19 protein-coding genes are annotated in these 19,061 nt (G+C 38.1%); 2 read left to right on the top strand and 17 right to left on the bottom strand.

Translation table 11 applies throughout. The features are described 5' to 3' along the window. Window positions 1-46: 46 nt before the first annotated feature. The 11 genes from opp4C to ACE198_RS15020 form a co-directional block, all read right to left on the bottom strand. Window positions 47-958, bottom strand: a complete 912-nt coding sequence (opp4C, locus tag ACE198_RS15070) for an oligopeptide ABC transporter permease (protein ID WP_375376095.1) — start codon at window positions 956-958, stop codon at window positions 47-49. A 13-nt stretch (window positions 959-971) separates the two neighbouring features. After that, on the bottom strand, window positions 972-1,937 hold the full coding sequence (gene opp4B, locus ACE198_RS15065) for an oligopeptide ABC transporter permease (protein ID WP_375376094.1): 966 nt from the start codon (window positions 1,935-1,937) through the stop codon (window positions 972-974). Window positions 1,938-2,066: 129 nt separating this feature from the next. Continuing rightward, on the bottom strand, window positions 2,067-3,782 hold the full coding sequence (opp4A, locus tag ACE198_RS15060) for an oligopeptide ABC transporter substrate-binding protein (RefSeq protein ID WP_375376093.1): 1,716 nt from the start codon (window positions 3,780-3,782) through the stop codon (window positions 2,067-2,069). 74 nt (window positions 3,783-3,856) lie between these two features. Continuing rightward, window positions 3,857-4,825 (bottom strand): ABC transporter ATP-binding protein, encoded by a 969-nt coding sequence (locus ACE198_RS15055; RefSeq protein WP_375376112.1) that lies wholly within the window; start codon window positions 4,823-4,825, stop codon window positions 3,857-3,859. A 38-nt stretch (window positions 4,826-4,863) separates the two neighbouring features. After that, window positions 4,864-5,889, bottom strand: coding sequence for an ABC transporter ATP-binding protein (locus ACE198_RS15050; RefSeq protein ID WP_375376092.1), 1,026 nt, complete (start codon window positions 5,887-5,889; stop codon window positions 4,864-4,866). A gap of 136 nt (window positions 5,890-6,025) precedes the next feature. Next, the gene (locus tag ACE198_RS15045) at window positions 6,026-6,826 is read right to left on the bottom strand and encodes a DUF2268 domain-containing putative Zn-dependent protease (protein WP_375376091.1); all 801 of its coding nucleotides are present in this window, start codon (window positions 6,824-6,826) and stop codon (window positions 6,026-6,028) included. 117 nt (window positions 6,827-6,943) lie between these two features. Next, window positions 6,944-8,182, bottom strand: a complete 1,239-nt coding sequence (gene fabF, locus ACE198_RS15040) for a beta-ketoacyl-ACP synthase II (protein WP_098572441.1) — start codon at window positions 8,180-8,182, stop codon at window positions 6,944-6,946. Window positions 8,183-8,227: 45 nt separating this feature from the next. Beyond that, window positions 8,228-9,160: a beta-ketoacyl-ACP synthase III gene (locus tag ACE198_RS15035; RefSeq protein ID WP_098572440.1), complete on the bottom strand. Its 933-nt coding sequence runs from the start codon at window positions 9,158-9,160 to the stop codon at window positions 8,228-8,230. A gap of 163 nt (window positions 9,161-9,323) precedes the next feature. After that, on the bottom strand, window positions 9,324-9,512 hold the full coding sequence (locus ACE198_RS15030; protein ID WP_251456757.1) for a ComZ family protein: 189 nt from the start codon (window positions 9,510-9,512) through the stop codon (window positions 9,324-9,326). A 92-nt stretch (window positions 9,513-9,604) separates the two neighbouring features. Continuing rightward, window positions 9,605-10,444 carry a hypothetical protein gene (locus ACE198_RS15025; RefSeq protein ID WP_375376090.1) on the bottom strand — a complete coding sequence of 280 codons (840 nt, stop codon included), beginning with the start codon at window positions 10,442-10,444 and terminating at the stop codon, window positions 9,605-9,607. A 79-nt stretch (window positions 10,445-10,523) separates the two neighbouring features. Continuing rightward, complete coding sequence (locus ACE198_RS15020) at window positions 10,524-11,246, bottom strand: serine aminopeptidase domain-containing protein (RefSeq protein WP_375376089.1); 723 nt, start codon at window positions 11,244-11,246, stop codon at window positions 10,524-10,526. 237 nt (window positions 11,247-11,483) lie between these two features. Here ACE198_RS15020 and ACE198_RS15015 point away from each other — a divergent pair, with 237 nt between their 5' ends. Beyond that, a complete protein-coding gene (locus ACE198_RS15015) occupies window positions 11,484-11,669 on the top strand; it encodes a YjzD family protein (protein WP_026566124.1) in 186 nt (61 codons plus the stop codon). Between the two features lie 36 nt (window positions 11,670-11,705). Here the strand turns inward: ACE198_RS15015 and clpB are convergent, their stop codons facing one another. Further along, window positions 11,706-14,303 (bottom strand): ATP-dependent chaperone ClpB, encoded by a 2,598-nt coding sequence (gene clpB / locus ACE198_RS15010; protein ID WP_375376088.1) that lies wholly within the window; start codon window positions 14,301-14,303, stop codon window positions 11,706-11,708. A gap of 155 nt (window positions 14,304-14,458) precedes the next feature. Continuing rightward, window positions 14,459-14,638: a YjzC family protein gene (locus tag ACE198_RS15005; RefSeq protein ID WP_026566122.1), complete on the bottom strand. Its 180-nt coding sequence runs from the start codon at window positions 14,636-14,638 to the stop codon at window positions 14,459-14,461. A 269-nt stretch (window positions 14,639-14,907) separates the two neighbouring features. Here ACE198_RS15005 and ACE198_RS15000 point away from each other — a divergent pair, with 269 nt between their 5' ends. Further along, window positions 14,908-15,600 carry a Crp/Fnr family transcriptional regulator gene (locus ACE198_RS15000; protein ID WP_375376087.1) on the top strand — a complete coding sequence of 231 codons (693 nt, stop codon included), beginning with the start codon at window positions 14,908-14,910 and terminating at the stop codon, window positions 15,598-15,600. A 39-nt stretch (window positions 15,601-15,639) separates the two neighbouring features. Here ACE198_RS15000 and ACE198_RS14995 read toward each other — a convergent pair whose 3' ends face one another. The 4 genes from ACE198_RS14995 to ACE198_RS14980 form a co-directional block, all read right to left on the bottom strand. Beyond that, the gene (locus tag ACE198_RS14995) at window positions 15,640-15,858 is read right to left on the bottom strand and encodes a hypothetical protein (RefSeq protein WP_375376086.1); all 219 of its coding nucleotides are present in this window, start codon (window positions 15,856-15,858) and stop codon (window positions 15,640-15,642) included. Window positions 15,859-16,271: 413 nt separating this feature from the next. Next, window positions 16,272-17,000 (bottom strand): YwiC-like family protein, encoded by a 729-nt coding sequence (locus ACE198_RS14990; RefSeq protein ID WP_375376085.1) that lies wholly within the window; start codon window positions 16,998-17,000, stop codon window positions 16,272-16,274. 121 nt (window positions 17,001-17,121) lie between these two features. After that, window positions 17,122-17,670 (bottom strand): molybdopterin-guanine dinucleotide biosynthesis protein B, encoded by a 549-nt coding sequence (gene mobB / locus ACE198_RS14985; RefSeq protein ID WP_375376084.1) that lies wholly within the window; start codon window positions 17,668-17,670, stop codon window positions 17,122-17,124. Beyond that, a complete protein-coding gene (locus ACE198_RS14980; RefSeq protein WP_375376083.1) occupies window positions 17,658-18,923 on the bottom strand; it encodes a molybdopterin molybdotransferase MoeA in 1,266 nt (421 codons plus the stop codon). The genes mobB and ACE198_RS14980 overlap by 13 nt, the downstream gene beginning before the upstream one ends. Between the last annotated feature and the right edge of the window lie 138 nt (window positions 18,924-19,061).

The raw sequence follows: 19,061 nt of genomic DNA, 5'->3' as shown, positions 1-19,061 counted from the left end.
ATTTTAAAATGCCAACAAAAAAAATCCACCAGGTAATGGTAGATCTTTAACGTTTAGATTTTGGATTAAAGGCATCCTTTAGACCTTCACCGATAAAGTTAATAGATAAAATGGTTATTGTGATGATTAATGCTGGCGGTACCCAAATCCAAAGTTTGAATTGAAGAACATCAGGCTCATTAGCTGAATTCAACATATTTCCCCAACTCGGAATTTCTTGCGGTACACCAAAGCCAAGAAAACTTAAACCTGTTTCAGCAACAATCATCGTTGCAAAGGTAATCGTTGCTTGAACAATAATAGTAGATAAAATGTTGGGAAGAAGATGTTTCACAATAACTTTTGTTGGTGAACAACCTATAGAAATGGCTGCTGTAATGTATTCATTTTCTTTTTCGGCGAGAATCTTACTGCGGACAATCCGGGCAATCCCCCCCCAACTTAGCAAGCTTATTGTTCCAATTAATACCCACAATCCGTTAACTTTTCCAAAAAGGATAGCATTTAGAACAATGACAAATACAAGGAATGGAAAGTTTAAGATAAAATCGGTAAATCTCATTAATAAGCTATCAACCGCACCGCCGAAATACCCTGAGATTGAGCCGATTAAAGTTCCCAGTATAATAACAAAAAATGTACAACTGATCCCTACTAACAAAGAGATACGTCCGCCATAGAGCAATCTTGTAAAAACATCGCGTCCAGATTTATCTGTTCCCAGCCAATGTTCACTACTTGGCTCTAACGACATTTGCCCAATGTTGATTCTAGTTATATCTGCCGTAGTGATATAGGGTGCGAGGATTGAAACAATCGTAACAAGCAGTAAAAAGAAAAGGCTAATCATTGCCAATTTATTTTTCACAAATTTCTTTCGTGCTATTGCAAAAGGAGATAAACTTTTTTTCGGGGGTGTTACTAACATATTTTTCTCATTTTGCGTTGCTATTTGCATCTTTTCCTCCCCCTTAATCAAGCCTAATTCTCGGATCTACAACACCATATAAGACATCCGCTATTAAATTGCCGATTAATGTTAAGAACGAGAATAACATTGTCAATGTCAATAATACTGGATAATCCCTCGTCCCTACAGACTGTAGGAATAGTTGTCCTAAACCAGGATAAGTAAAAATTGTTTCAGTAATAATGGCACCACTAATAATGGCTACGATATCAAATCCTAAAAATGTTATAAGTGGAATAATTGAGTTTCTTAAAATATGAACATTATAAATCTTTCGTTCCGGTGTACCCTTTGCACGTGCTGTGCGGACATAGTCCTTGCGGCTATTTTCAATAATATCGTTACGTAAAAATTGGGTATAACTAGCTGTACTTAATAATCCTAGTACGACCGCAGGCAGAAAGACATGATGTAAACGGCTTAGCCACCATTCAATGGTTCCCTCGGTCACACTAATATCGACTGAACCATTGGATGGAAACCAGCCTAGCGTAAAGGAAAAGAAGAAGATAGCGAATACCCCAGCAATAAAGGATGGGATGGCCAATCCTATGTAGTTTAATCCTCCAATTAGATTATCAGTCAGGGTATAAGGCTTTCGTCCTGCATAGGAGCCCATTATAAATGCGAGAATATAGGTTATTAATATGGATGAAAAACCTAAAAGTATTGTGTTAGGGAGCCGCTCACCAATAACCTCGGATACCTCTATTTTGAAACGTGTTGACTTTCCAAAATCCCCCTCAACGAATCCACTAATCCAACGGAAATACTGCTGAGGCACCGGGTCATTATACCCCAATTTCTCTCGCATTTCTGCGATATACTCAGGATTCGTATTTCTAGGATCTATTTCTCCACTTAGTGAATCGCCCGGCATTAATTTTGCCAATGTAAATACTACAATGGAGGTAAGGAGTAACATTGGAATCATTCCCAATATTCTTCGAAATGCATATTTCAGCATGTGCATTCTCCTTGTCTATTAAGCTTTGGTTCACACTCTGTGTAAACCCAATACCAGGTTATTCAAATGGGAGAAGTAAGCCTTCTCCCATTTGAAGATTAAGATTGTGTTAGTATTTTTTAGCAGAACCTATTGCTTAATCCACCATTCGTTTGGACGATTCATACCAGATACATCAAATTTAACGTCCTGCACTCGCTTGCTGACTGCCATTGTTTCTTCTAGTTCAGCAATTGGTAATGCTGGTAGATCTTGCATGAATAGCTTTTGCCATTGGACATAAAGATCCTTACGTTTATCGTTATCTGTTCCTACAATATTGATATCAAGTGCTTGATCTAGCAATTTATCACTATCAGCATTTACCCAGCGTGGGTAGTTCCAAACTGCTTTCGATCCCCAAAGTGGAGTCGGATCTGGGTCTGACCCAGTTGACCAGCCACCGAAGAATACTTCCATTGATTTATCAGCTTTATCAAGCATTTCATAATAAAGGTTTACATCTGTCATTGTTAATTTCGTTTTCAAACCAACTGCTTCCCAATATTGAGTCATTGCCTTAGCGCGCGATTCAAATGTAGGGTTATCCGTTGCATAGTGGCTGAAATTAACAACAAATTTCTTCCCATTTGGATCTTCACGGAAGCCATCGCCATCAATATCTTTGTATCCCGCTTCATCTAATAATGCTTTAGCTTTTTCCGGATCATATTTGTATTGCTCTAAATCTTCATTAGGGGCTGCAATCCAATGGTTTGTAGGTATTGGACGGTTGACTGGCTTACCTACACCAAAGAAGAACGCCTTAACCCATTCCTCTCGATTGATTGCATAATACATTGCTTCACGAAGCTTCTTCTCTTGGTATTTAGGTTCGTTCATGATGTTTTTCTCGCCATCCCAGGTACCTAATCTGAAACCAACATAGTAGTAGCTTACGCCTGGATAGGTAACAGCATTTACATTATCGAGTGCTTTGACTTGATCAATAATACTAGGATGGAAAGAAGTCATATCAAGCGTCCCGTTTTTAAGTTCTCCAACAGAAAGTGAAGGATCAATCACTTTGATAACTACTTTTTCGATATGTGGTTTGCCGCCAAAGTAATCATCAAATCGTTCCATTTCTATGGATTCACCTGGAATTACTTTCGTTACTTTAAATGGTCCTAAACCAACTGGCTTGGTCCGAACTTGTGCGGATGCCATCATATCTTTTACTGCAAGTCCTTTAAATTCCGTACGGTTCATCGGGTATGTCCAAAGATTATCCAAGTTGTTTACACGAGCTTTATCAAAAGTAATTTGGATGTGGTAATCATCCACTACTTTGATACCAGCGATTTCTTTCACTTTGCCGTCATGATAATCTTGTGCACCTACAATGTTTCTTACGTTATCAAAACGTGGACCATCATAATCCTTGTCGGCGATAACTTTCAATGCAAATTCCCAGTCTTTCACTGATAACTCATCGCCATTGTGCCACTTTACACCTTGCTTGATTTCGAAATCAAAAACTTTATTGTCTGTTGTTTTCCATGAGGCGATATGAGGCTGTGCTTTTAAATTCTCGTCATAATCAATTAGGTTTTCATCAAAGAAATCAATGACATACTGATCAGATGCATTACCATAAAAAGAATAGTTAAATTTACCCTCTGGTGCGGAATCTAATGCATAAACTAGTGTCCCGCCATCTTGTGGTTTTCCGGCCGTTTCGCCAGTCTTACCATCATCTTCGTTTTTGCTTGTCCCTGTTTTTTCTCCGCCGCTGCAGGCCGCTAAAAATGCGGATAGAACCAGCATCAATGCGGCTAGCATAAGCATACTTCTCTTCTTCATTTGTTTACCCCCCTATAGTTTTTATTTTTCCTTTCGTTACTGTCTAGTGAAAGCGTACATGTGCATTCGCTTTTCTAGTAAAGGTGGCAAGCAACTCGATGAGAGGGCTTCACCTCCTTTAATACCGGCAAAATTTTAGAACATTGCTCCATTGCCATGGGGCAGCGGGGATGAAATCGGCATCCTGTTGGAGGATTAATTGGGCTCGGCACATCACCTTTTAAGATAATCCGCTCTTTTTTCACCCTGGGATCAGGAGATGGAATTGCTGAAATTAATGCTTGTGTATATGGGTGGAGAGGTACAGCATATAAATCTTCTTTATCCGCAACCTCGACCATATTACCTAGATACATAACACCAATTCGATCACTCATGTGTTTAACAACACTTAAATCATGTGCTATAAAAAGAAAGGTAAGATTAAATTCTTCCTGCAAGTCTTTTAACAAATTTAAAACCTGAGATTGGACTGAGACGTCGAGTGCTGAAACAGGTTCGTCGGCAATAATTAATTTCGGCTTTAATGCTAATGCTCTAGCAATTCCGATTCTTTGACGCTGGCCCCCAGAAAATTCATGTGCATACTTGTAATAGGCATCTGGCGGTAATCCTACTTTATTTAACAAATCCATGACTTCCTGTTTTAATACATCCTTACTTTTTTTAGAAAAGTTATAAATAGGCTCAGCGATAATGTCCCCAACCATTTGCATCGGATTCAAAGAAGCATAAGGGTCCTGAAACACCATTTGCATATCCTTTCGAATCTCGCGAAGTGGTTTGCCTGATACTTTGGTAATGTCTTTACCATTAAAAAGAATTTGACCCTCTGTTGGTTTTAATAGTCGAAGGATTGTTCTGCCTGCAGTTGATTTACCGCATCCAGATTCACCAACTAGCCCAAGCGTTTCCCCTTTTTTAATCTCAAAAGAGATATTATCCACTGCTTTTACATTTCCAATCGTGCGTTTTAAAAATCCGCCTTTAACAGGATAATAGGTTTTAAGATTCTTAATCTCTAATAGATTCTCTGACTTCATGGGAGAATGGTCATCCTGTTTATGTACTGTAACAGTCTTCATGAACTCACCCCTTCAATTGGTTTACTTGTTTCATAGAGTAAACATGCAACTTCGTGGCCATGTTCTACCTCTTCAAGTAAAGGGGTATTTGTCGTGCATTCAGGCATTGCTTTTGGACATCGATTTGCAAAACGGCAGCCCACTTTTGGCATATTAATAAGCGAGGGTACGATACCCTTTATCGAACTTAACCGTTCATCTTGTCCATCCATTTTTGGGATAGCCCCCAATAGTAGACTAGTATATGGATGTTTGGGATTATGGAAAAGCGTATCAACATCCGTACGTTCAACAATCCTTCCGGCATACATCACCATAACTTCATCACACATTTCAGCAATCACGCCTAAGTCATGGGTTATTAAAATGATAGACATGTCATTTACTGCCTGAATTTCCTGAAGAAGTTCTAATATCTGAGCTTGAACAGTAACATCCAGTGCAGTCGTTGGTTCATCAGCAATTAATAATTTAGGCTGACAAGCTATGGCAATTGCGATCATCACTCTTTGTCTCATCCCGCCGGATAGTTGATGTGGATACTCATCAACCAGTTTTTCAGGTCGTGAGATTCCGACACTTTTTAATAAGGCAATTGATTTTAGCCTGGCTTCTTGCTTCGAAATTTTTAAGTGATTAAAAAGGACTTCCTGTAATTGATAACCTATTGTAAAAACTGGATTTAATGAAGTCATTGGCTCTTGGAAAATCATCGAGACGTCTTTCCCTCGAATTTTATTGATTTGAGATTCGGTCATTTTCTCAAGATTTAATCCATCAAAAATAACCTCACCTGTTTTTATTTTTCCGCTCCCCTTAGGCAAAAGCTTCATTATTGAGAGACTCATAACGGATTTGCCACAACCGGACTCTCCAACAATTCCAACAACTTGACCTGGCTTAACATTAAATGAAACATTATCTACTGCATTATAATCAGTTCCGTCAATATCAAATGCCGTCTCTAAGTTTTTCACCTCGAGCAATGGTGCCTCTTTTTGCAACGATCTTTTTGTGCTCATAGTACACCTACTAACTTTTTAAATTATTCTGTTTATTCAAACTATTTACTTGAAATTTTATTACGGAATTGTTACAATTGCAAGATTTATTTGAATTTTATATAATATATGTCAGTCTATTTTTATAAGTCTAGTTTTATTGGCTTTTTAGGATGTCATTCTTATAGTGTTCTAGGTACTTTAATGCGGGGATGGAAAAAGATAGTTTCGTAGAATAATGATTGGTTTTGTAAAAGTGTTCAACAATATCATATCCAAAAGAGTAACCGAGAAGTCTTGGCAGTCTTCCCCCTCCGTATAGTATTTCATCATGTCCTCTTTCATTTTTCTTCGTACTTAGTTGTTTTTTAATATATTTATCCCAAAATTTTAGTAACTCTTTTTTATTATACATACGGCACCATGTGGCTAAATATTCCGAACCACAATTTTTTAAAACGGCATATTCTGCAAGTCCTTCTATAATTATCGAATCAAGCAAGGTATAGTCTTCCATTCTTTTATTCAACTTACTTAGCCTGCAGACGTGATGATATTCATGGACCATTAGTGCCTCTATTTCTTTAGGATTCTCAAAATGCGAGAGAAAAAGAAACATTTTATCAGGAAACGAGACACCAGCTTTACTTTTAACTTCCTTAAGAAAGAAACCGCCTGCTTGTGCTACGGGAAAAAGAAATACTGGTATGTCAGGACCATTCCATTTCTCTTTATAGTGATTAAAGAGTTGTTCCACTTGAGCCCATGCCTTTTGTTCTTTCATTCGGTCAATAATAATCCGAGCAGATCTAGAGGGTCGGTACATACCAAAATTCAATAATTGATTGTATATTTCCTTTGGCGTTTGCTTTACAAAGAATGGCTCTAGTTTTTCACACAGCTTTAAAGGTCTCTCAAACTCCTCTTCTATCCAATAATCTGTTCGAATAATTCCCATTTTTACACCCCATTTACCTAGCCTCTTCTGAACAGTTTATGAAGGTAATCGAAAGAGGTTCATAGATAAAATGGTAAAAAAACGACCAGATATATTTGTCTGGTCGTTCGTAGGTGTTTATTCGTATTTTTTAAATACAATCGTAGCGTTGTGTCCGCCAAAACCTAATGAATTACTCATTGCTGCTTTAATTTCCTTTTGACGTGCTTTATTTGGTACATAATCTAAATCACATTCTGGATCTGGTGTTTCATAGTTAATGGTAGGTGGAAGCATACTGTCTCTTATCGCTAATACCGAAAAAATTGCTTCTACACCGCCAGCCGCACCCAGAAGATGCCCTGTCATAGATTTTGTTGAACTAATCGCTAATTTATAAGCATGCTCACCGAAAACCTCTTTAACAGCAAGAGTTTCAAACTTGTCATTATATTCTGTACTAGTCCCATGGGCGTTAACATAGTCAATTTCATCAGGATTTAATCCGCTATCATTAATGGCCATTTTCATAGCACGGGCGCCGCCTTCACCACCTGGTGCCGGTGCCGTAATATGGTAGGCATCCCCAGTTGCACCATAGCCAACAATTTCAGCATAGATCTTGGCACCACGCGCTAAGGCATGTTCAAGTTCTTCTAAGACAATAATTCCTGCACCTTCGCCAATGACAAATCCATCACGATTTTTATCGAATGGTCTACTAGCTGTTTTTGGGTCTGGATTGGTGGACAAAGCAGTATTTGCACAGAAGCCTGCGACCGACATTTTTGTAATCGGTGCTTCCGCTCCGCCTGTAACCATAGCATCTGCATCACCGCGTTGAATGACTTTAAAGGCGTCACCAATCGAATTTGTTCCAGTTGCACAGGCGGTTACTGTACATGAATTGAAGCCTCTCGCACCTAATGTAATGGAAACTTGTCCTGTTGCCATATCTGGAATTAACATTGGAACAAAAAATGGACTAACACGCTTGTATCCTCTGTTTTGAAATATTTCAAATTGCTGTTCAAAGGTTTCCATTCCGCCAATTCCAGAACCAATCCATACTCCTACACGATGGGAGTTTTCTTCGTTAATTGTTAAATTAGCATCTTTCACTGCCATTAATGCCGACGCAACCGCAAATTGTGTAAAACGATCCATTTTACGTGCATCTTTTCTATCCATAAATTCCTCAGGATTAAAATCAGTGGATTCAGCAGCAACTTTTGCCGGATATTCATCAGCATTAACTCTTGTCAGCGGCCCAACCCCAGATTGACCTTCTAAAATATTTTTCCAAGTAGTTTCGGCATCATTTCCAAGCGGCGTTACTGCACCTATGCCTGTTACTACAACCCTGCGCTTTTCCATATTATCTATCTCCTTCATTTCTTATCTTTTTGTTCATACTGTTCTTTATCTTCCCCATTTGATTGCAATGGCACCCCAAGTTAGGCCTCCACCGAAACCTACCATGACAATAATGTCATCATCCTTAATTCTTCCCTCTTCCAAATCTTCTACAATAGAAATGGGAATCGACGCTGCAGAAGTGTTACCGTATTTATTAATGGTTTTTGACATTTTTTCAACTGGTAATTCCAATCTTTGTCTAGACGCTTCCATAATTCGAATATTTGCCTGATGAGGAATGAGGAAATCGACATCATCTTTTGATAAACCTGCTTTTTCGAGAACATTAATACAGCTTTCCCCCATTTGCCTAACAGCAAATTTGAAAACTTCTCTACCGTTCATAATAATATATTCATCTTGGTATAGATGCTTAGATCCTGTCCCATCAGCTCCAAGTTCGAAGGATAGAATTCCACGGTCTTCTGAAACAGGTCCGATAATTGTCGCTCCAGCACCATCCCCAAATAATACGGCCGTATTGCGGTCAGACCAATCTGTAATTTTCGAAAGTTTTTCCACTCCAACGACAAGTACATATTTATAAACTTCAGTTTCAACGAATTGTTTACCCGTCACAATACCGTACATAAAACCAGCACAAGCTGCACTTACATCCATTGCTGCAGCCTTCTTTGCTCCCAATCTTTCTTGAATTCTGCATGCAACCGAAGGGAACGGAGTGTCTGGAGTTACCGTAGCTACCAATATTAAATCAATCTCTTCGGCAGTGATCCCCGCATCTTGAATCGCCTTTTGGGCAGCTTCAAATGCCATGTCTGAAGTGTTAACATCGTCGGCTGCGATTCTCCTCTCTTCAATTCCTGTCATTGTACGAATCCATTCATCAGATGTATCCATAATTTTTTCTAAATCCTTATTGGTGACAATTTTCTCTGGTAAATACCTACCGATACCTACAATCCCTGCTCTCATACGGTCCATCTCCTTTATTTATGACAACATTATATATCCTATTGTTTAATATCAATTATTATGACTTGGTCCTAATTTTATCAAATAAAGTCCATTTTAAGCAACTGTTTAAGGCAAATATTGAAAAAGAAATAAGCTCCCGTGTCCGAGAGCTTATTTCTTTTTACATTTCTTTACGCCCCTCAGCTAAACCAAGTTCGTATGCCTCTTGCATAACCTTTGAAAAAAGATTCATAAACGGCTGAATTAAATCCATTGATAATTCAACACCAGCCTTGTCCAATTCTTCCTTAGCCTCTGGTAAGTACTTCATCGCGATCTGCATAAATTCTAAAGATTTATCCTGACTAATCATATTATCTCCTTCTAAATGTCATTAGCGAAATGAATCCTATCATTCATCATCCCTATTTCCAACATATTCTATACAAAAATCAGGACACTTTACAACTGATTTGCATACAATCGCTGGACATGATCCTTTTGTTCCTGAATGGACTTTTTTAATGAAGTTCCTTTTTTAACGGAAACTTTTACGATGTCAGAATTCAAATCCAATGATTCATAAACATTTTTAACCCGATGATTTTCAGCGATATTTAGATAATCAGCACATCTCAACCATTGATTCTTCTGGCCGCTTTCAAGCACAAAACTACCTGGCTCTCCTGTTTCAATAATATCTACAATAGACTCTAGCGCATCATTAATAAAAAGGACATCATTGGACCATTCCCTTTCATCAGACGTAATCTCTATTTCTTGATATTTTGAACTTAATACTTTTTGAAATAAAAAAGTATTCGTTTGCCATGGGCCATAAACTGCGGGTAAGTAAATAGACTGCGTATTATTTCCTACTCCCTTTATTAAATCTAGGAATCCCTCTATTTCCTTACCCCTAAATGTACTCGTCAGCATTTGGACAGGGAGAATAAGAACATTATTAACTTCATTCCTATTACCCTTCAGATATTGAACCATCTGCTTAGTTATATTTCCATCCTCTAAAATTTGTTCTTTTTTGCTCATAAAAAGATCATATATTGAAATGATTAGACTGGTATTGGGTGTGGATTTTTCTTGGTCAATCCCCCACTCCGATAATGATTGTTCTATTAAGTTTGCATTTCGGCCTACTTCAAGCCTTTTTTCTTCTAGAAATTCTATTTGACCTGTCTCTGCTAGATGAATACCCGTTACCTCTAGCCCTTTATTTAACAAACTCTTGCAAATATGAAAATTCACAAAGTCAAACAAACCAAAAAGAATTGCCTTGTCCATATATTTTTCCTCCCCACACTAACCTTAATGAATCCTATGCGCATCGTTAAGGAATTATTTCTTGTGGGGAGGATGAAGTTTATAAGACCGATTCATGTCGGTTAAAGAACTTTATCATAATTATCGCTAATTGTTGTTTTTTCTCTGGAAGAATAAATGTTGGATTTATCTCGGACCCACTAATTAGTTGTTGATACAATTTAGACTGGTTATAAGATTTTGCCCCAGCCAAGACATGGATTATTTTAACTGGACAGTCAAATAGTTGTTTAATGGTTTCTTCCCTGCTAAGAATTGTGTTTTCAAGTACGTTCTGCTCCATTTGATGCGCTAATGATAATTCCCTCAGCAGCTTCTTATAAAAAAATTTATGTTCCTTTTCTTGTTCAAGATGATGTTTTAAGGATAAAATCGGATTAAGTAAAATAATCGACCTAATCCTGTGCTTCATCTTTTCCATTAGTTTCAAAGCAACCAATGCTCCCATACCTTCTGCCAAAACATGAATTTTGTTATTTAGGATCTCGCTTCGGATTACATGCTGATATAACCTCTCTGCGAGTTCAACAGCATTATCGCTCCCCCAGTTTCGCCCATAAAGATTCGAGGAAAAAATGGTGTACCCTTTTTCTTTTAGCTGGTTAATAATTGCCAACTTACCTTCGTTTTGTGTCCAAAAGCATTTACAGTCATCGACAAAATGCCTTTCATCTCCAAGTATTAAGATCCCAAATCCTGTGGGCTTCTCAGGGTAATGAATAATATTCCATTGGGTATCCATCTGAAAATTACGATTTTCCATCGTTAAATCTCCTTTTCCATATTTCCTCACAGTATTGTATGCCGGCATATTAAAGTTGAAAGGGGTTTTGCCTATTTATACGCGGCACAGATGGAATTCAAGCAGAAAAAAAAAGAAGAAGAGCACGGTAAGCCGGAAAGGACAACTTACCACGAAAGGAAGTTTAGCTTTATCATTTCTGAATCATATGATAATATAATTAAAGATGTAAAATAGGTTGTTAGAGGTGAAGAAATAATGCGATTTTTTTGGACCCTTTTCTGGTCATTTCTATTAGTGCAAATGCTTACATATGTAGTGAGCTCAATGACTGCTGGTGCAAAATATGATTTCGTTACTGGTACTGTTGCTGCAGTTGGTGTAACTATTCTAATTTACGTAGTAACTGCATTGATTCCAAATGAGCCAGTTTCCAAACATTAAAAAAAGTCATCCAAGCGGATGACTTTTTTTAATGGATCACGATTTAACAGCTAATGAAATTTCTCCATTGTTAATACCTATCTCCACTTTGGATTGATCAAGTAACTTTCCAGCAATTATTTCACGAGCAAGTTTTGTCTCGATATTTCTTTGGATAAAACGTTTTAACGGTCTAGCACCATATATTGGATCAAATCCATTTACAGCAATAAATTCTTTAGCTTCCTCATTGATGAGAATATCTATTTGTTGATGTTTTAAACGATATTGCAATTCTCTCATCATTTTTGCAACAATATTCTTTATTTCATCTAGTGATAGTGGCTTAAAGAGAATTGTTTCGTCTATGCGATTTAAAAACTCTGGGCGGAAATGCCCCCTCAATTGACTCATCACTTTTTCTCGCACCACATCAGAGATTTCACTTTCATTTTCACTTCGTTCTAGCAAAAATTGTGAGCCAATATTTGATGTCATAATTATCACTGTATTTTTAAAGTCAACAACACGCCCTTGCGAGTCTGTAATTCTTCCGTCATCTAGCGCTTGAAGGAGAATATTAAAGACCTCAGGATGGGCTTTTTCAATTTCATCCATTAAGATAACCGAGTATGGTCTTCTCCTCACTGCTTCCGTTAACTGTCCACCTTCTTCGTAGCCAACATATCCAGGGGGTGCACCAATCAAGCGGGAAACGGCATGCTTCTCCATATACTCAGACATATCAATCCGGACTATATGTTCTTCACTGTCGAATAAAGACTCCGCAAGGGCTTTTGCTAACTCCGTTTTTCCAACCCCAGTTGGACCTAAAAATAAAAATGATCCGATTGGCCGGTTAGGGTCTTTAATTCCAGCACGAGCCCTTAGGACCGCATCTGCCACTAAATTTACAGCTTCATTCTGACCAATCACTCTTTCATGAAGGATCGATTCTAATCGGAGCAGCTTCTCTCTTTCGCCTTCGACTAGTTTAGAAAGCGGAATTCCCGTCCATCTAGATACGATGTTCGATATTTCCTCACCTGTTACTTCTTCACGAAGTAATTTTTCATCCTTAACTGAGGCGGTTTCGAGTTCCTTCAGTTCTTTTTCTGCTAATGGAATTTGACCATGCCGAAGTTCTGCCGCACGATTTAAATCATATTTATCCTCTGCTTGTTGAAGTTCCCTGCGAAGTTTCTCTAAATTCTCCCTTTTCTCCTGCAATTTCTGAATACTTTGTTTCTCATGGAGCCATTTTGCCTTCATTTCATTAGCTGTCTCTTTTAGGTCAGCAAGTTCCTTTAGAAGTACTTCCAGCCGTAACTTGCTTCCTTCATCCACCTCTTTACTTAAAGCTGCTTCTTCAATTTCTAATTGCATAACTCTTCGTGTTACTTCATCCAATTCTGTTGGCATGGAATCTATTTCAGTCCGGATTAAAGCACATGCTTCGTCAACAAGATCAATGGCTTTATCGGGCAAGAACCGATCCGTAATATAACGATCTGATAATGTTGCCGCTGCCACCAAAGCATGATCATGGATTTTTACACCATGGTGTACTTCATACCGCTCTTTTAAGCCTCTTAGTATTGAAATGGTATCTTCTACGTTTGGTTCTTGGACGAGTACCTGCTGAAATCTTCGTTCAAGTGCAGGATCTTTTTCAATATATTTTCGGTGTTCATCAAGTGTTGTTGCTCCTATGCAATGAAGTTCACCACGTGCAAGCATCGGTTTTAACATATTTCCAGCATCCATTGCACCTTCCGTTTTCCCTGCGCCAACAATCGTATGAATTTCATCGATAAATAATAAGATCCTGCCTTCACTCTTTTTAACCTCATTTAATACCGCCTTTAATCGTTCTTCAAACTCACCCCTAAATTTAGCACCAGCAATTAACGCACTCATATCTAATGAAAAAATGGTTTTATCCTTTAAACCCTCTGGAACATCTTTTCGAACAATCCTTTGTGCCAGCCCTTCTACAATGGCTGTTTTTCCTACACCAGGTTCACCGATTAACACCGGATTATTCTTTGTTTTTCTTGATAAAATCCTAATGACATTTCGGATTTCAGAATCACGTCCAATAACAGGATCCATTTTTCCTTCTCTAACCTCTGCAACAAGATCCCGTCCATATTTTTTTAAGGCATCGTATCCTGCTTCGGGATTTTGTGATGTCACTCTTTGATTCCCCCTTATATCTTTTATCGCTTGTAAAACATGCTCTGGCTGCTTTCCTAAAGCTCGTAATATCTTTCGCATTTCTGTGTCATCTGTATAAGCCGCAGCTAACAGAATATGCTCGACAGATAAATACTCATCTGAAAATTTTTGCATATATTCTTCAGCTTTTACAAGTAACTTTTGCAGCCTTGCTGTAATATACAGTTTTCCTTGTTCAACACCACTGCCTGTAACCACTGGTTTTTTTGACAGAGATTCCATAAAGTTCTTTTTGGTTCTTTCAGAAGACACTCCCGCTCTCTCTAATATGCTAGAAATGAGGCTATCTTCATGCTCCATTAACGAGATAAATAAATGAGGTTCATCAACCTCTTGATGATTTTTCTTTACCGCTACCGATTGGGCATCCATCATTCCTTTCTGTAACCGTTCTGTCATTCGATTCATATCCATTTTTCAACACCCTCTTTGACCAATTTTGACCTTTATTTTTATTATAAAACAATCCCGTCTAAAAAGGAAATTTTCACGTTTTAGATAATACAGTCTTTAGTCGAGAGTTACACAAAAGAAAAAGCCACCCAATGGATGACCTTTTCTGTATTAAATTATGGTTTTCTCTGATATGTCCAAACTCGTTCATCATTGGAAGTCTCTGGGAATGCATCCCCTGCTTTTAACTTGATCTTTTTCGGATTATTGACATTGCTTCCCGTATCTCCCACTTCAATATAAACACCATTATTAGGTGCTTTACTTCCAGATTTAAACTGGCGATTTTGACCCATTCTTTTTCCCTCCTTTTCTTCACATTGTTATTATTTCCGTTTCAGGCTCTGTCATTATTGGCATTTCTTACAAATTCCTATACTAATCGACATTATTTCCTAAGAAATAAACAAAGTCGGCACGAAGTTATGACGATTGTATGAACTTATTGCTCATTTATTGCTAATTATTCTTTGTTAACAATATAATTATAGTATTATCTTGTAAATATAACCTTGACTGTCAATTTTTTAGACAAATTTTCGTACCTTTAAAGGTGGTTATGAGTATGCAGTCAGTAAGAGAAATACCGGTAACACTGTCCCATCTTTTTGATACAGTTCACCATATAAAGAAAGTTGAAAAAGGGAATTTTTTATTTCAGGAAGGATCTACTGCTGATGAATTGTACATAGTACAAAGTGGAATTCTTCAAATCAGCAAAATCATTCCTGACGGAAGGGAGCTCACTCTGAGAATGTGCTCGAGTGGTGATTTTGTCGGTGAATTAAATTTATTCTCTCCTTCTTCCAGATATTTATTAAGTGCTCGTGTCGTTGAGAGTGGAGAGGTAGCCGTTATTATGAAAGACACACTTGAAGAAAGACTATCACAAAACCAATCACTTTCATTCGAGTTCATCAAGTGGATGAGCCAACAATACCGAAAGACCCAAACAAAGTTCCGTGATTTGGTACTTCACGGTAAAAAAGGGGCTTTGTACTCCACACTTATTCGAATTACCAATAGTTATGGTATCAAGACCAATAAAGGAATACTTATCGAGCTGCCGCTTACCAATCAAGAGTTGGCCAATTTTTGCGGTACTTCACGGGAAGTTGTCAATCGCTTGTTAAGCGATTTACGAAAGAACGGAATTGTATCCATTGATAAGGGCATGATTACCATTCATGATTTAGACTATTTAAAAAGGGAAATCGATTGTGAGGACTGTCCAATAGAAATCTGTAAAGTGGATTAGGAATTCTTTAAGCAAAAAAATCGGTCATTTGACCGATTTTCAGGTTATCGAAACTTTCGATAGCCTTTTTATTTTAATATTTAGGCTTTGCGACAAGTCTGTTGATTTGCGCTCCAGATGCTTCGCTTTCCGCGGGCGTGTCGGCGAGCCTCCTCGTCGCTGCGCTCCTGCGGGGTCTCCCCTGACCCGTACTCCCGCAGGAGTCTTCGCACCTTCCGCTCCAATCAACAGTTGTAGTAATAAAGATCTGCAACTCAATAAATAATAATTCAATTTTTAAGCCAAAAGAATATAACCAAATTGAATATGAATATGTCTTTAATGATGAATGAACAGGTTCTCCTTACTGTAGCCTTCAAAAGTATAATAAAGATTGCAAAATTTGGCTAGGGTAGCAAAAGTGTGTGGCAATGCTTGGGTTGACTTGACACCCTGTTGATTGGAGCGGAGGACACTCGACTCCTGCGGGATATAGAGGTCACTGGAGACCCCGCAGGCGCCAATGCGCCGAGGAGGCTCCAGGACCTCCCCGCGGAAAGCGAGTGCCCGGAGCGGAAATCAACAGGCCCAATAGCAGGGACAAAATCAAAAAATTGTTTCAGATAAAGAAAAAAATAGCCGAGAAAAGTTCCCTTTCTCGACAATCTGAATTGGTCATTTGACCGAATTTTTTATGTTAATATGCTTAGTTGGATGGCTGATATCGTAAAGAATACTGCTGAATTAATAATTTCGTAAATGCCAATTTGTTTTGGGGATAAGGACCTGCCGTAAAAACCAATTGCTCTTAGTAAACTAGGGATAAATGCTAAAGCAACAATCCAGACACCAAAACCGAAGCAAGAAATGACTAACACAATATGGTAAAACCATGAAATCCATTTAAATTGAGTGTTCTTCTTTTCCCTAATCATTGTTTTTACATAAAAGGTACAACCAACAAAAAATAGGACCGATGTTAAAAAGGTGAAAACAAGTGTCTCGAAATTTATTTCTCCATTTGTTAAATAACTGCTTGCTAATCCGGCAATTGAAAAGGCAAAAACCGCACTGAGATCATTCATAAACGCCCGGTCTTGATTCTTTGAAGTATAAATAGCATTAATTATAAAAAATGGCAGCATCAGAAGGCCAAAATATATTATTGTCGGTCTTTCCAACAAAGGAAAAAGTAAAAAAAGCAGCGAGGGAATCATGTATAAAAGAGTCCATTTAGTATAAAAAGTGAGTTTTTTCCTTTTACATAAAAGGAGCATCGGATAGGTTGCCAAGTACAATAAGAGCCAGCCGATGAAAAACGGGATATGTTGCCAAATAAATCCTCCATTAATAACACCAAGCCAAAAAGGGATGATTAGCATTGCCCATGCACCATGTTGTTTCGGTAAAAATAACTTCATTATTTTCACTCCTTTATCCTAACTAGCCTAAATATAAGCTAGCTAAGCAAAAAAATATGTGAAACACATCACATATTTCCCCAAAAAAAGAAGGCTATCGCCTTCTCTTTGTGACATTTTCTTAACTATTTTGATCTATTTTTTGTACAAGTTCTTGAAGTAATTTAAAAGTCCAAGTTATCGCCCTTTTATCATCAATATGAAAACAAGGAATATTGGTTTTCAACTTGATTACCTTTTCCATTTTCTCTTTCCAGTATACAATAGCAGCAATATTGGAAACGCTTTTTAATAAAGAAAAGTCATTTTCATCTCTTAATAACAGCAACTTTGGAAAAGCCTCTAGTTTGTAGCCTTCGATTAAAATCACATCTGGCTGAAAAAACTTCATCAATTCTATCTGGTCTTCAAGTGAATAATAATGGTTCTCGGCTTGGAGGAGCAAACTTCCATCTCCTTCGACGATTGATGCAATTGCTCCTGCCTTTATATGTTTTTCTGTATCTTTCAGAGGTAGATAGTCTGGTCTGCCACCATGTCCGTGGTGCTTTATGGTAACTGTTTTTACCCCATTTTCTGTTAAAAGATTAATCAACTTTGTAGTGATTGTTGTCTTTCCACTATTTTGATACCCGACCACTTGAAAGATGACAGGAGTTACCAAGGCCATTCACTGCCAACTTGATCTTCAAGCAGCAGGACATCTACTTCACTGCCAGCAGCATAGCCTCTGGTTCCGCCCGGAAGAATCATCAAGGAATTAGCTCCAGAAAGGCTCATAATGATGTTAGACTTGTCCAGCCCACTCGGTGTGGCCTTAAGTCTTCCCGCATCGATAAATGTTGAACTTCGAACAAACCTAGTGAATGGATTTGCTTTAGGAAAATCCACCTCTAAAAGAGCTTTTTCAATTCGAAGATGCGGTTTTTCTGAAAATAGCATTCTTCGGATGATGGGACGGGCAAACAATTCGAACCCTACATAACATGCTGATGGATTTCCCGAAAGCCCAAATAGAAGTTTGCGATTATACTGTGCCACCGTCGTCACACTTCCAGGCCGCATGGCAACTTTATTAAAGAAAACCTCCGCACCAAGCTTTTCATAAATAGCAGGCAGATAATCAAAATCACCCACTGAAACCCCGCCGGTTGTAATTAACAAGTCAACATCGTTTAATGCATTTTTCACTGCTTCAAAGCAAGTTTCAAACTCATCCGGAAGTTTGCCTAAATAGCGGACAATCCCTCCTGCTCTTTCTATTTGCGCTGCAATCATATGGGAATTACTGTTTCGAATTTTCCCAGGAACTAGGGGCTCGTTCACCTCTAATAATTCCGTGCCTGTGGCAAATAAACCTACAAGAGGTTTTTTTGCTACGGCTACACGGTCATATCCAAATGTTGCAAGCATGGCTTGTATCCCTGGATTGATCAACGTCCCTTTTCTTACCAAAATTTCTCCTCGCCTAGCATCCTCTCCACTGAATGAAACATTATCGCCTTTTTTAAAGCTGCGTTTAATTGACATATAGGGAATTCCATTCTTTTCGTACCCCTGTGTAAGTTCGAACATAACCACTGCATCTGTACCCTCAGGCATCATCGCTCCAGTCATAATTCTTACAGCTTGGAATGCACCAATTACTTTTTTTGAAACCATGCCAGCACCAATATGATCGACAACTTCAAACTCAACACTATTCGTTTGTGAGGCATCACTGGTATCGATAGACCTGACAGCAAATCCATCGTAGGGAGCCCGATCAAAATGAGGAACATCACTTGTCGCTATTAAATCCTCAGATAAAAAGCGGCCATAGCTTTCATTTATTGAAATCTGTTCGGTTACACCCGGTAATTGGTATTCCATAATTTTTTGGACAGCTTCCCCAACGGGTATTGGTTTTCTTCTTTCAAACAAAATCATCAACTCCTGCCTTAACCATATTTATTTTTGATATGTATCATTAATCATTGAATAATCTTCATTATAAGCTTATTAGAAACTTAGAAACATATCAAATGTCACAATTCAAATGAATTCAGACATAAAAATGTA

It is taken from the genome of Neobacillus sp. KR4-4 (assembly GCF_042136325.1).
In the GTDB taxonomy this organism is placed as follows: Bacteria; Bacillota; Bacilli; order Bacillales; family Cytobacillaceae; genus Neobacillus.
This window is presented reverse-complemented; position numbering and strand designations above follow the sequence as displayed.

What these genes read in the sequence shown, in the direction of transcription:
- opp4B (WP_375376094.1), bottom strand. Translation starts at nt 1,937, where the DNA reads ATGCTGAAATATGCATTTCGAAGAATATTGGGAATGATTCCAATGTTA.
- ACE198_RS15050 (WP_375376092.1), bottom strand. Translation starts at nt 5,889, where the DNA reads ATGAGCACAAAAAGATCGTTGCAAAAAGAGGCACCATTGCTCGAGGTG.
- ACE198_RS15015 (WP_026566124.1), top strand. Translation starts at nt 11,484, where the DNA reads ATGCGATTTTTTTGGACCCTTTTCTGGTCATTTCTATTAGTGCAAATG.
- ACE198_RS14990 (WP_375376085.1), bottom strand. Translation starts at nt 17,000, where the DNA reads ATGAAGTTATTTTTACCGAAACAACATGGTGCATGGGCAATGCTAATC.
- ACE198_RS15055 (WP_375376112.1), bottom strand. Translation starts at nt 4,825, where the DNA reads ATGAAGTCAGAGAATCTATTAGAGATTAAGAATCTTAAAACCTATTAT.
- clpB (WP_375376088.1), bottom strand. Translation starts at nt 14,303, where the DNA reads ATGGATATGAATCGAATGACAGAACGGTTACAGAAAGGAATGATGGAT.
- fabF (WP_098572441.1), bottom strand. Translation starts at nt 8,182, where the DNA reads ATGGAAAAGCGCAGGGTTGTAGTAACAGGCATAGGTGCAGTAACGCCG.
- ACE198_RS15005 (WP_026566122.1), bottom strand. Translation starts at nt 14,638, where the DNA reads ATGGGTCAAAATCGCCAGTTTAAATCTGGAAGTAAAGCACCTAATAAT.
- ACE198_RS15025 (WP_375376090.1), bottom strand. Translation starts at nt 10,444, where the DNA reads ATGGACAAGGCAATTCTTTTTGGTTTGTTTGACTTTGTGAATTTTCAT.
- ACE198_RS15035 (WP_098572440.1), bottom strand. Translation starts at nt 9,160, where the DNA reads ATGAGAGCAGGGATTGTAGGTATCGGTAGGTATTTACCAGAGAAAATT.
- ACE198_RS15045 (WP_375376091.1), bottom strand. Translation starts at nt 6,826, where the DNA reads ATGGGAATTATTCGAACAGATTATTGGATAGAAGAGGAGTTTGAGAGA.
- ACE198_RS15000 (WP_375376087.1), top strand. Translation starts at nt 14,908, where the DNA reads ATGCAGTCAGTAAGAGAAATACCGGTAACACTGTCCCATCTTTTTGAT.
- opp4C (WP_375376095.1), bottom strand. Translation starts at nt 958, where the DNA reads ATGCAAATAGCAACGCAAAATGAGAAAAATATGTTAGTAACACCCCCG.
- mobB (WP_375376084.1), bottom strand. Translation starts at nt 17,670, where the DNA reads ATGGCCTTGGTAACTCCTGTCATCTTTCAAGTGGTCGGGTATCAAAAT.
- opp4A (WP_375376093.1), bottom strand. Translation starts at nt 3,782, where the DNA reads ATGAAGAAGAGAAGTATGCTTATGCTAGCCGCATTGATGCTGGTTCTA.
- ACE198_RS15020 (WP_375376089.1), bottom strand. Translation starts at nt 11,246, where the DNA reads ATGGAAAATCGTAATTTTCAGATGGATACCCAATGGAATATTATTCAT.